We start from the raw sequence: 12,166 nt of genomic DNA on the forward strand, positions 1-12,166 counted from the left end.
ATGATTCGTCAAGAGAAAATGACGGTCGTCTCTCAAAAGCATATTGCGACAAACATTTTCGAATTGACACTTCATGGAGAACTGGTTCAGGATATGACACCTGGCCAGTTTGTCCATGTAAAGGTGTCAGATTCATTGGAGCCGCTTTTACGTCGACCAATTAGTATTGCAAATATAGATAAAGACAACAACGAATTTACAATGATATATCGTGCGGAAGGTCGCGGAACAAAAGTGTTAGCGACAAATCGTGAAGGGCAACTTGTCAATGTCCTGGGTCCAATCGGTAATGGATTCCCTGTAGAAGCTGTAAAAGAGGGTGGTACAGCTCTACTAGTTGGTGGGGGAATTGGCGTACCTCCATTACATGAGCTTTCCAAGCAATTGAATGCACGTGGTGTTAAAACAATTCATGTGCTAGGCTTCCAATCGGAAGATGTTTGCTTCTATGAGGAAGAATTCAGTGCCCTTGGTGAAACGTATTATGTAACGGTTGACGGTTCTAAAGGAACAAAGGGCTTTGTCACAAATGTTTTAGAGTCACGAGCACCTGAATTCGATGTCTTTTATTCTTGCGGTCCGCTACCAATGTTAAAAGCACTTGAAAGCTTTTATCCAGAAAAAGAAGGTTATTTATCATTTGAAGAGCGTATGGGCTGTGGGATTGGTGCTTGCTTTGCATGCGTATGTAAAACAACAGATCAGGTAGCAAAAGACTATGTCAAAGTATGCTCTGACGGTCCAGTTTTCCCGAAAGGTACGGTGGCATTATGAGTCGTTTAAACATTCAATTACCAGGTTTAGATTTAAAAAATCCAATAATGCCAGCTTCCGGCTGCTTTGGCTTTGGACGTGAATATGCACAGCTTTATGATTTATCGAAGCTTGGCGCTATTATGATTAAAGCAACGACTGTGGAAACACGTCCCGGCAATCCAACGCCACGAGTAGCAGAAACAGCAGCAGGGATGTTGAATGCCATTGGTTTACAAAATCCCGGAATCGAAAAAGTAATGCATGAAGAATTAAAGTTTTTAGAAGCGTATGATGTGCCAATCATTGCAAATGTTGCAGGTACAGAGACAACGGATTACGTAGAAGTAGCGCAACGCATTTCTACTGCACCAAATGTGAAAGCATTAGAGCTTAATATTTCTTGTCCGAACGTTAAATGTGGTGGTATTCAATTTGGAACAGATCCTGCAACTGCACGTGAGCTAGTGAAAGCTGTCAAAGCTGTTTCTGAAGTGCCAGTATACGTGAAATTGTCTCCTAACGTAACGAGTATCGTGGAAATTGCACAAGCTGTTGAAGCGGGTGGTGCAGATGGCATTACAATGATTAATACACTAATTGGTATGCGTTTAGACGAGCGTACAGGTAAGCCCGTGATTGCCAATGGTACAGGCGGCTTATCTGGTCCTGCAGTAAAGCCAGTTGCGATTCGTATGGTGTATGAAGTGTATAAGGCTGTCAATATTCCGATAATTGGGATGGGTGGCGTGACAGAAGCACAGGATGTTATTGACTTTATGTCGGCTGGCGCTTCTGCAGTTGCTGTTGGAACAGCAAACTTTGTCGATCACTTCGTTTGTCCAACTATTATTGATGAACTACCAGCAAAGCTCGATAAATTAGGAGTGGAGCATATTTCAGAAATTATCGGAAGGAGCCATCGTCTATGAATACAAAACCAATATTAGCACTAGATTTTCCTGGAGAAGCAGAAGTATTCAACTTTCTAAAGCACTTTAACGAGCCTCTTTTTGTGAAAATTGGTATGGAATTATATATGCAGGAAGGGCCAGATATTGTACGAAAAGTAAAAGGTCTAGGCCATGATATTTTCCTTGATTTAAAGCTACACGATATTCCTAATACAGTGGGCTCTGCTATGAAAGGCCTAGCAAAATTAGGCGTAGATTTAGTCAACGTTCATGCGGCAGGCGGACGTCCAATGATGGAGGCAGCACTTGAGGGGCTTGAAACGGGTACTCCGGCAGGACGTGAACGTGCGGCATTAATTGCCGTAACACAGCTGACGTCAACAACAGAAGAGCAAATGCAGGCAGAGCAAAAAATTGCTTTATCTTTACAGGACTCTGTATTACATTATGCAAGCTTAACAAAACAAGCTGGTTTAGATGGTGTTGTCTGCTCCGTACATGAGGCAAAAGCTATTGCTGAAGTGTGCGGTGAAGATTTCTTACGTGTGACACCTGGTATCCGATTAGCAGGTGGCGACGCACACGACCAAAAGCGCATTGCAACACCAGACGGCGCAAAGCGTGACGGTTCTTCATTAATCGTCGTTGGACGTGCCGTTACAGGTGCACAAGATCCAGTAGCAGCATATAAAATCGTAAGTGAATTATGGGAGGCATAACTATGACATTACAAAATGAAATCGCACACGCTATGTTAAAAGTAGGTGCAGTAGAATTAAATCCAACAGAACTATTTACATGGGCATCAGGCATTAAATCTCCAATCTACTGTGATACACGTCTGACAATTTCTGACCCTGTAATTCGTAAGCAATTAGCAAACGGTCTAGCATCTCTTATTAAAGAAAACTTTGGTACAACTGAAATCGTAGCAGGTACAGCAACGGCAGGCATTCCACATGCAGCTTGGGTAAGTGATATTTTAGAATTACCAATGGTTTATGTACGCTCTAAAGCAAAAGAGCATGGCCGTGGTAACCAAATCGAAGGAAAATACGCAGCAGGTCAAAAAGTCGTAGTAGTAGAGGACATCGTTTCTACAGGCGGCTCATCCATTACAGCAGTGGAAGCCTTACGTGCTGCAGGCTGTGAAGTACTAGGCGTTGTTTGCGTCTACACATACAACCTTCCACGTGCTGAACAAGCATTTGAAGAGGCAGGCATAAAATATGTATCTCTAACAAATTTTGATTATTTAATTGAAGCAGCTAATGAATCAGGCACTATTAAAGAAGAAGATATTCCATTCTTAAAAGACTGGCATGGAAAATTAAAAGCAGGAGAGCTTTAACGGGTGTCACGGAGTCGGAAAGGCATTCTTATAGGATGTTAGCCATCCATGCGATAACGGCTAAGTGACCTGCATCGGTCAAAGGCCACGTCTTGTGGCATTACCGAAATGATCGACCTCATGTCGGCCCTCGTGCAGGCCTAAGCACAAAGCCGATTCCCGACGCATTTATGCCGAGGGATAATTGATATAAAAAGGGTGGTATGAATTTTTTCATACCACCCTTTCATGTTGTTCTATTATGTCAAACTAAATAAAGCAGGGCTCTTCGGCAAAACGAGGGGGTGGTTTCCGTATCGCTGATAAAATGCCAAGAATCGCTGATAACATCGAGAAAACCGCTGATAAAATGCTGAGAATCGCTGATAACATCGAGAAAACCGCTGATAAAATGCCAAGAATCGCTGATAACATCGAGAAAACCGCTGATAAAATGCTGAGAATCGCTGATAACATCAAAAAAATCGCTGATAACAATTTCAAGAACCGCCGATAGCATCATGAATCGCACCCGAATTTACAGTAGCGGAGAAATGAGTCGCATAAGTGATTCAAGCATGCGTTTTTGAATACTTCGCTTTTGAAATGACGCCCATGTAATTTCTATGGAGTCTTTAAAATCTTGTTCAAAATCATTTTTAATATCTAGCACCGTTTTAGATTCATATAGGACCGCAATGATTTCATAATTAAGTTCAAAACTACGAATATCCATATTTGCTGTACCAATTGATGCAACTTCATCATCAACAAGTACAATCTTAGCGTGCATAAAAGCTTCTTTAACGCGATAAATGGAGACACCCGCTTTTAGAAGCGGTGTAAAGTATGATTGGGATGCTTGATCACTAATGATACTATCGCCTTTTCCTGGGTATAAAATGCGGACATCTACTCCAGAAAGCGCACTCAAACGTAATAATGTTAATGTTTCCTGATCAGGAATGAAATATGGAGTGGCAATCCAAATTGACTTTTTAGCAGAGCCCATAATTTTCAATAAAGCATTTCGAATATTTGTATCATCTGAGCTAGGTCCACTTGCGACGATTTGTACGGCACCTTCTGCTTGATGAATTCCTTGACTAGGAAAGTATGTGCTATCCATAAATTGATTCCAAGACTCCGTATTTAAACTACTAGTGGCATACAGAAAATCTTCTAGAAAAATAGCCTGCAGTTTATATAAGGCTTTTCCTTCTATTTTTAAATGACTATCACGCCAAATAGGAAACTTCTTTGAACGACCAAGATATTCATCTCCGACATTGAGCCCACCTGTAAAACCAATCGTCCCATCTACAATAACAATTTTACGGTGGTTACGATAATTGACGGTTTCTAATAGCCAAGGTGAAAGAATAGAATCAAATTCAACTACTTCAATCCCTGCATCTTTCATTGGTTGTAAGAAACTTCTGCGTAATTTATTACTGCCGAGTCCATCGTAAAGAAAGCGTACGATCACGCCAGATTTTGCCTTCTTGATTAAGGCATCTCGTATGGTTGTACCGATTTCATCTGATCGATAAATATAGTATTGAATATGAATATGATGTGTAGCATTTTCAATTGCTTGTAGGATTTCGGAAAATGTTTCATTCCCGTTTGTTAAGAGCTTTGTTGTTGTCTCATTCGCAACAGGACCACCGCCAAATTTTTGGATAATTTGAGTCAAATAGGTGGATCTTTCATTTAAAGAGGAAGAGATATCTAAGTTAAAACTTCTCCCTTCTAAAATCTCACGGAATATCATTCTTTTCTCTTCTGAACGTTGTAAATGTTTCTTTCTTCTCCAGCGACTTCTTCCGAACAGTAAGTACAGTAGTACACCGATAACAGGGAGAATGGCTAATACTAAAAACCAAGCTAATGTACTTTGCGGGGAACGGTTTTCAATAAAAATAACAAAGGAAATCCCGATAATTGTGATAGGCAATAGTATGCCGATTAAGGTATATAAGGAAATGACGGACTTATTTAAGACGATGAGCATAATTGCCGCAATTGCAAATACAAATAGTAATTGGACTACGCGATTCTTCATATGTATACATTTTCACCTATTCTTTTTTATATTTTTAAAAGAGGAAGTAGTACTTTTATAGTTTTATGATAAATTGTTTTCTTGTTATTTACAATATAGACACTCCTTTGTTAGATGGATATTGTTAATTATGGTAAAATATGTTTAGTTATCACGAATGCTTCCTCTACTGTGAATCAAAACAGATAAACAATGCATCCGGAATTGGCTTTGTGCTTAGGCCTGCATGAGGGTCGACACGATGTCGGTCATATCGGCAATGTCACAGGACGTGGCGTTTTTAGACTGAGATTCTTCTATTATTAGCGGATGTTTGTACACTCGCTGAAAAGTAACTTAAACCCGTACCTGTCGCTACAGAAAACATTTGCTGAAAGAAGTTGAATTTTCTCAATAATAATTCTCCTAAATGATAAATCAACTTAACGGAAAATAATAATTAACAATTCATTAAGCGTAATATTTACCGCTTGAAGGTATACAATATTTGGAATATTCGCAATAATAGAATAATTTGATTAAAAAATTAGTATTAAAAAAATTATAAATTATTTGTAAGAGGTATGTATATTTTTATTGAAGAAAAACAGAGATTTAATATTATTTAAATATAATGAAAAATGTGTACTTCATGATATATTTTATTTTATAAGTAATAAATATGCATTTTTATTGTGTTTTTTAGTGAAAAAAATAGGTTTTTTTATTAATAATTAACCATTATTTTACATTAATTATTTTATTAAAATAATAGAGAGTTGAGAAATGAAATAATAAATAATGAAAAATTGTAAACTCGATTTCTAATGATTTTGATGATGATGTAAAGTCGAAATTGTATTTATTTTTACAATAATTTAAAAATGTACTTGATTTAGTATATTATTTCTAGATAAAATGATGATACAATTAATTGTCAGATAATTCTTTTGTTGGAATAATAGTTCGGGAATGAGAGTGATTATTAATGACAACAATTTATTTGAAATTAAGATGTAAATTATATTCAAGGACGAAACTGTTTTGATTTTTCTGAAAATTGAAATACGCGGTAAAGGAAATATTAAGTAAACCGTTATAAACAAAAGCAAATTCATTTGAATATGGTGTTAGTAAGTTGGTTTTTTCTTTTGATTTGATAGGGAGGTAATCGTGTGACAAATAATCATGAAATGATTATTGAGATTAATAATTTACGTACAAGCTTTCGGCGAGCAGATGAATATTTCGCTGCAGTAGATGGTGTTGATTTGCGCATTCGAAAAAATGAGGTGCTTGCAATTGTAGGTGAGTCAGGTTGTGGTAAAAGTACTTTAGCTACATCAATTGTTGGGTTACATAATCCTATCAACACAAAAATTGAAGGTGAAATATTATATAAAGGTAAAAATTTGGTAGATATAACGGAGCAGCAATATACCCAGTTACGTGGTAGTGATTTCGGTTTTATTTTCCAAGATCCACTGGCTGCATTGAATCCGTTAAAGCGAATCGGTTTCCAAATTGAAGAACCGCTTATATACCATACGGATTTAAATGAAGCACAACGCCGTGAGCGTGCAATGGAGTTATTACAGCAAGTAGGTATACATAACCCGGAACGTATTTATAAGCAATATCCGCATGAATTATCAGGTGGTATGCGACAACGCGTAATGATAGCGACAGCGATTGCATGTAAGCCACCTCTTATTATAGCAGATGAACCAACGACGGCATTAGATGTAACGATTCAAGCGCAAATACTAGATTTATTAAAAGAATTACAAATAGAAACTGAGTCAGGCATTTTGTTAATTACCCATGACTTAGGTGTAGTAGCTGAAGTAGCAGATCGTGTTGCAGTCATGTATGCTGGACAAATTGTCGAAGAAGCACCAGTTATTGAATTATTTAAAAATCCTAAACATCCATATACACGTTCGTTACTGAACTCTATTCCTCAATCCCATAAGGTAAATGAAAAGTTAGAGGTTATTCATGGTATGGTTCCTTCATTATTTAATTTGCCACGTGGAGGTTGTCGCTTTGCAGCACGTATTCCATGGATTGACGAAAGCGCCCATGAGGAAAATCCAATATTACATGAGGTTGGACCAGAACATTTTGTTCGTTGTACGTGTTGGAAAGACTTTCACTTTAAGAAGGATGGGGGAAAATAATATGAGCTTTATGCAAATTAATGATTTATGCGTACATTATCCTATCCGTGGTGGTTTCTTCAATACCATTGTAGATCATGTTTATGCGGTAGATGGCATTACTATGGAGTTTGAAAGAGGAAAAACTTATGGTCTTGTTGGAGAATCAGGTTGTGGTAAATCGACAACTGGTAAGGCAATTATTGGTTTAGAGAAAGTGACATCTGGTCAAATAATCTATGAAGGACAAGATGTAACGAAAATGCGTCGTAGCGGTAATTCAGGATTTAATCGTGACGTACAAATGATTTTCCAAGATTCTCATTCCAGTATGAATCCAAGAAAACGTATACGTGATGTTATTGCAGAGCCTATTCGAAATTTCCTGCGTTTAAGTGAAGAGGAAGAACGAAAACGAATTAACGAGCTTTTGGCGATTGTTGGCATGCAAGAGGATGCCCAATATAAATATCCACATGAATTTTCTGGTGGTCAAAAGCAACGATTGGGTATCGCACGTGCTATGGCATGTCGCCCCAAATTAATTATTGCAGATGAACCTGTTTCTGCTCTTGATTTATCTGTACAAGCGCAGGTTTTAAACTTTATGCAAGATATACAAGAGGAATTTGGCGTAACATACTTATTCATTTCACATGACTTAGGTGTTGTAAAGCATATGTGTGATGAAATCAATATTATGTACCGAGGACGCTTCGTGGAAAAAGGACAAAGAGCAGATATATATAATGATCCACGTCATATTTATACACACCGTTTATTATCTGCCATTCCAGATATTGAGCCTGAAACACGTGTAGAACGTAAGCAAGAGCGTTTAAAAGTAAGTCAGTATTATAAAGAAAATCAGCATAAATTTTTTGATAAAGACGGAAAAGTTTATCCTTTACAATCAATTTCAGATACACATGCTGTTGCATTGGCGTCGATTGAAGGAGGAATGTGATTATGTGGAAAACGGTTCTTCGAAGAGTCATCATCATGGTTCCACAAATTATTATTTTAAGTATGTTAGTGTTTATCATTGCTAAGCTAATGCCAGGCGATCCATTTACAGGTTTAATGGGACCAGAGACAGATCCTAACCGTATTGAAGAGTTACGCGAAGCAGCAGGCTTAAACGACCCATGGTATCAACAATATGCCAGATGGGTGTCAAATGCAGTACATGGCGACTTAGGTAAAAGCTACACATATCAACGCAGTGTAACATCACTTATTGGTGAACGAGCGCTCAATACTTTCTACTTATCATTAGTTGCAATGATCCTAACTTATTTAATCGCTATTCCATTAGGACTTTTAGCAGGTCGTTATCAAGATTCTCGATTAGACCGTGGAATCGTGTTTTATAACTTTTTAAGTATGGCAATACCGCCGTTCGTGTTTGGTTTAATTTTAATTTATGTATTCGGCTATAAATTAGGCTGGGTTCCAACATCAGGTTCAGTAGATGTATTAACCGAAAAAGGTACTTTTTCTTACTATTGGGATAAACTATATCATATTATTACACCTGCTATTACGATGGCGGTTTTGGGGACGTATACAATCATTCAATATTTACGTTCAGAAATTATTGATTCTAAAAACCAAGACTATGTTAAAACAGCACGTAGTAAAGGTTTACCTATGAATAAAGTATATACACGACACATTTTCCGTAATTCATTAATTCCGATTGCGGCGGGTCTTGGGTTCACTATTACAGGTTTACTAGGCGGAACAATCTTTATTGAAACAATCTTTAGTTATCCAGGTATGGGAGAACTATTCATGTCTTCGATTGCGAGTCGTGACTATAGTGTAATTACAGCACTTATTGTGTTGTATGGTTTCTTGGGGTTACTTGGAAGTATGTTATCAGACATTATTTTAAGCATTGTAGACCCACGAATTCGTATCGACTAACTTGCAAAGAATAGAGGTGACTTTACATGGATAAAACAGAAGAGAAAAAATTAGAAGAACAACATCGCCCAGCTGTAGGTTTCCAAGTTGTTTGGCGCGAGTTTAAAAAAGATAAATTAGCGATGTTTTCATTAATATTTTTAACATTATTAATAGCGGCAGTGTTTATTACTAGTTTTATTATTGATGTAGACGAAATAATGAAAGTTAAATTACTAGGTCGCTTTGCGGAGCCGGGTGCTGATGGATATATTTTAGGTGCAGATGACGCAGGGCGCGATATTTTTGGACAATTAATTATCGGAGCGAAAAACTCTTTAATTATTGCTATATGTATTACGATTATTGCAGCAGTTATCGGTATCGTTATCGGTTTAATCACTGGCTATTACGCAGGTAAAGTTGACCTTGCTATTATGCGAATTATGGATTTCATTATGATTTTACCTAGTTTTATGATTACGATTGCCATTGTTTCAACGCTAGAGAAATATTCACCGATCCACATCGTTATATTATTAAGTATGTTTGCTTGGATTGGGAAGGCAAGGTTAATACGTAGTAAAACATTAACAGAAGCCCGTCGAGATTATGTAAGTGCTTCAAAAACGATGGGTACAAGTGATTTTAAAATTATGTTTAGAGAGGTTTTACCAAACTTAAGCTCTATTATTATCGTTAACTTAACATTAAGTCTAGCGGGTAATATGGGTGCTGAAACGGGTCTTTCATTTTTAGGGTATGGCTTACCACCTTCAACACCAAGTTTAGGTACTCTAGTAAGCTATGCGAGAGATCCTGAGATTTTAGTAGATAAATGGTGGATTTGGTTACCTGCAGCATTATTTATTTTAGTGATGATGCTTGGTATAAATTATGTTGGTCAAGCGTTACGACGTGCGGCTGACTCAAGACAACGATTAGGCTAAGGAGGAAGGGTAAATGAAGAAAAAAAGTGTTTTTCTGCTAACTTTACTATTAACACTAGTTTTAGCACTAGCGGCATGTAGTGGAGGGGGCAAAGAATCTTCAAAAGATGACAAGAAGAAAACAGCAACTCGTAGTTTCCCAATGGAAGTAAAGAATGAAGGAGAACCAATTAAAGGTGGTGTTTTACAAGTAGCTTTACCATCTTCATCACCGTTCAAAGGTATCTTTTTACAAGAATTCTCCTCAGATACGAATGACTCAGCGATTATGAAATTTGCAAGTAACATTCTTTTTGATAATGACGGTGACTTTTTACTAACAGATACAGGTCTTGCAAGTCTAAAGGTTGACGCAGATGCAAATAAAGCAACTGTAAAAATACGTGAAAATGTAAAATGGTCTGATAAAGAGCCATTTACAATCGACGATGTTATTTTCCCTTATGAAATTATCGGTCACCCTGATTATGAAGGCGTTCGTTATGACGATGATTTCCAAAATATTATTGGCGCTGAAGAGTACCATGATAAGAAAGCAGATACAATTTCAGGTTTAAAACGAGTAGATGATCATACATTAGAAATTTCATTTAAATCAATTTCACCAGCAATTTTCAGCGGTGGTGATGGATTGTGGAGTTCAGCTGTACCAAAACATCAATTAAAAGATATTCCGGTAAAAGATATGATAAGCTCTGATGCAGTGCGTGTAAATCCAGTAACTTTAGGGCCTTTCAAATTCGATAAAATTGTTAATGGTGAGTCAGTGAAATTTGTTAAAAATGAAAATTACTGGAAAGGTGAACCTAAACTCGACGGTGTAGTAGTAAAAGTAGTTTCACCAGAAACATTACCGAAGGCATTAAATTCAGGAACTTATGACATAGCGGTAAATGGTTTCCCAGGTTCAAAGATTACACAAATTGAAAATTCTAAAAACTTAGCGATTTTATCGCGTCCACGATTATCTTATAGCTATTTGAGCTTCAAGCTAGGTAAATTCGATAATGCAAAAGGAATTAACGTAACAGATAAAAATGCAAAATTAGGTGACCCAAAATTACGTCAAGCATTAGCTTATGCAATCGATGTAGAAGAGGTAAACGAAAAATTAGGCAATGGTATTAATACACGTGCCACAACGTTAATTCCTCCAGCATTTGCATCATTCCATACAAAGGATATGCCAGGCTTCACGTATGATAAGAAAAAGGCGCAACAATTATTAGATGAAGCAGGGTATAAAGATGTGGATGGCGATGGTATTCGTGAAGATAAAGATGGTAAACCATTTACAATCAAATTAGGTGCACAAGGTGGTACCGAGGTACTAGAATCTACGATTGAATACTACCGTCAAAACTGGAAAGAAGTCGGTATTAATGTTGAATTAGCTTCTGGTCGTCTAATGGAGTTTAACTCATTTACTGATAAGCTTAAAAAAGATGATCCAGAGATTGAAATGTTCTTTGGTGCTTGGAGTACAGGAACAAATCCATCTCCAAAAGGATTATATGGTGAGGGTGCATTATTCAACTTGTCACGTTTTGTATCACCTGAATTAACTGCAATTTTAGATGATATCGATTCTAAAGAATCTTTAGATTTAAATCATCGCAAAGAAGCATTCCGAAAGTTTGAAGAGTATATGTTTGAACAGGCTACAACAATTCCAACTGTGGCAGTTACTGATCTAATTCCAGTTAATAAACGTGTTAAAAACTATAATTTTGACTATGCAAATGAAACTCAATACCATGAAATCGAGTTAACTGCTGATGCTCCATTAAAAAACTAATAGCACATAGTTAAGTGTGAGAGTATAAACTGTAGGCAAATTCTTTAATAAGAATTTCCTACAGTTTTTTTGCGTTTTTTTAACTTCTTTCAGTAATTACCGAAAGCACAGCGTCAGCTACACAAGTCTCCCACCTCTATAGGCGGGTAGATGAATGCGAATTAGTTACTTTTCAACGTGTGCCAGCACAATCAAAGGAAACAGGTCTGTTTCAAAGTGTAGGACCGTACATTAACTAAAATGGGCAAGAAAAAGCATTCGTTGCGATATCACATTATTGCTTTGGTTAATTACATAATGC

At 37.1% G+C, this 12,166-nt stretch carries 11 protein-coding genes; 9 read left to right on the forward strand and 2 right to left on the reverse strand.

Annotation, left to right across the window (positions count from 1 at the left end; all coding sequences use genetic code 11):
* From ACIPKN_RS05525 to pyrE, 4 genes are read left to right on the forward strand one after another with little or no spacing between them, the layout of a single operon-like run.
* Positions 1-774 (forward strand): dihydroorotate dehydrogenase electron transfer subunit, encoded by a 774-nt coding sequence (locus tag ACIPKN_RS05525; protein WP_400934197.1) that lies wholly within the window; start codon positions 1-3, stop codon positions 772-774.
* Positions 771-1,685 (forward strand): dihydroorotate dehydrogenase, encoded by a 915-nt coding sequence (locus ACIPKN_RS05530; RefSeq protein ID WP_400934199.1) that lies wholly within the window; start codon positions 771-773, stop codon positions 1,683-1,685. Before ACIPKN_RS05525 ends, ACIPKN_RS05530 begins: the two co-directional genes overlap by 4 nt.
* Complete coding sequence (pyrF, locus tag ACIPKN_RS05535) at positions 1,682-2,386, forward strand: orotidine-5'-phosphate decarboxylase (RefSeq protein ID WP_400934200.1); 705 nt, start codon at positions 1,682-1,684, stop codon at positions 2,384-2,386. Before ACIPKN_RS05530 ends, pyrF begins: the two co-directional genes overlap by 4 nt.
* A 2-nt stretch (positions 2,387-2,388) precedes the next feature.
* The gene (gene pyrE / locus ACIPKN_RS05540) at positions 2,389-3,018 is read left to right on the forward strand and encodes an orotate phosphoribosyltransferase (RefSeq protein WP_142507525.1); all 630 of its coding nucleotides are present in this window, start codon (positions 2,389-2,391) and stop codon (positions 3,016-3,018) included.
* Positions 3,019-3,262: 244 nt separating this feature from the next.
* On the opposite strand, the gene ACIPKN_RS05545 is transcribed toward pyrE, so the two are convergent.
* Both ACIPKN_RS05545 and ACIPKN_RS05550 read right to left on the reverse strand, forming a co-directional pair.
* Positions 3,263-3,520: a hypothetical protein gene (locus ACIPKN_RS05545; protein ID WP_400934202.1), complete on the reverse strand. Its 258-nt coding sequence runs from the start codon at positions 3,518-3,520 to the stop codon at positions 3,263-3,265.
* 15 nt (positions 3,521-3,535) lie between these two features.
* Positions 3,536-5,065, reverse strand: coding sequence for a cardiolipin synthase (locus ACIPKN_RS05550; RefSeq protein WP_400934203.1), 1,530 nt, complete (start codon positions 5,063-5,065; stop codon positions 3,536-3,538).
* 1,172 nt (positions 5,066-6,237) lie between these two features.
* Between ACIPKN_RS05550 and ACIPKN_RS05555 the strand changes: the two genes are divergently transcribed.
* The 5 genes from ACIPKN_RS05555 to ACIPKN_RS05575 are packed head-to-tail and all read left to right on the forward strand — an operon-like array spanning position 6,238 to position 11,865.
* Entirely contained in the window at positions 6,238-7,227 is a 990-nt protein-coding gene (locus ACIPKN_RS05555) for an ABC transporter ATP-binding protein (RefSeq protein WP_400934517.1), read from the forward strand.
* A gap of 1 nt (position 7,228) precedes the next feature.
* The gene (locus tag ACIPKN_RS05560; RefSeq protein WP_142507523.1) at positions 7,229-8,173 is read left to right on the forward strand and encodes an ATP-binding cassette domain-containing protein; all 945 of its coding nucleotides are present in this window, start codon (positions 7,229-7,231) and stop codon (positions 8,171-8,173) included.
* A 2-nt stretch (positions 8,174-8,175) separates the two neighbouring features.
* Positions 8,176-9,138: an oligopeptide ABC transporter permease gene (opp4B, locus tag ACIPKN_RS05565; protein WP_142507522.1), complete on the forward strand. Its 963-nt coding sequence runs from the start codon at positions 8,176-8,178 to the stop codon at positions 9,136-9,138.
* A 26-nt stretch (positions 9,139-9,164) separates the two neighbouring features.
* Complete coding sequence (locus tag ACIPKN_RS05570) at positions 9,165-10,067, forward strand: ABC transporter permease (protein ID WP_400934206.1); 903 nt, start codon at positions 9,165-9,167, stop codon at positions 10,065-10,067.
* A 13-nt stretch (positions 10,068-10,080) separates the two neighbouring features.
* Entirely contained in the window at positions 10,081-11,865 is a 1,785-nt protein-coding gene (locus ACIPKN_RS05575) for an oligopeptide ABC transporter substrate-binding protein (RefSeq protein ID WP_400934207.1), read from the forward strand.
* Positions 11,866-12,166 lie beyond the last annotated feature (301 nt).

Source organism: Lysinibacillus sp. NPDC086135 (assembly GCF_044746345.1).
Taxonomy (GTDB): Bacteria; Bacillota; Bacilli; order Bacillales_A; family Planococcaceae; genus Lysinibacillus.

Excerpts from the sequence above, each read along its gene's own strand:
- ACIPKN_RS05525 (WP_400934197.1), top strand. The coding sequence starts at position 1 with ATGATTCGTCAAGAGAAAATGACGGTCGTCTCTCAAAAGCATATTGCG.
- ACIPKN_RS05530 (WP_400934199.1), top strand. The coding sequence starts at position 771 with ATGAGTCGTTTAAACATTCAATTACCAGGTTTAGATTTAAAAAATCCA.
- pyrF (WP_400934200.1), top strand. The coding sequence starts at position 1,682 with ATGAATACAAAACCAATATTAGCACTAGATTTTCCTGGAGAAGCAGAA.
- pyrE (WP_142507525.1), top strand. The coding sequence starts at position 2,389 with ATGACATTACAAAATGAAATCGCACACGCTATGTTAAAAGTAGGTGCA.
- ACIPKN_RS05545 (WP_400934202.1), bottom strand. The coding sequence starts at position 3,520 with ATGATGCTATCGGCGGTTCTTGAAATTGTTATCAGCGATTTTTTTGAT.
- ACIPKN_RS05550 (WP_400934203.1), bottom strand. The coding sequence starts at position 5,065 with ATGAAGAATCGCGTAGTCCAATTACTATTTGTATTTGCAATTGCGGCA.
- ACIPKN_RS05555 (WP_400934517.1), top strand. The coding sequence starts at position 6,238 with ATGATTATTGAGATTAATAATTTACGTACAAGCTTTCGGCGAGCAGAT.
- ACIPKN_RS05560 (WP_142507523.1), top strand. The coding sequence starts at position 7,229 with ATGAGCTTTATGCAAATTAATGATTTATGCGTACATTATCCTATCCGT.
- opp4B (WP_142507522.1), top strand. The coding sequence starts at position 8,176 with ATGTGGAAAACGGTTCTTCGAAGAGTCATCATCATGGTTCCACAAATT.
- ACIPKN_RS05570 (WP_400934206.1), top strand. The coding sequence starts at position 9,165 with ATGGATAAAACAGAAGAGAAAAAATTAGAAGAACAACATCGCCCAGCT.
- ACIPKN_RS05575 (WP_400934207.1), top strand. The coding sequence starts at position 10,081 with ATGAAGAAAAAAAGTGTTTTTCTGCTAACTTTACTATTAACACTAGTT.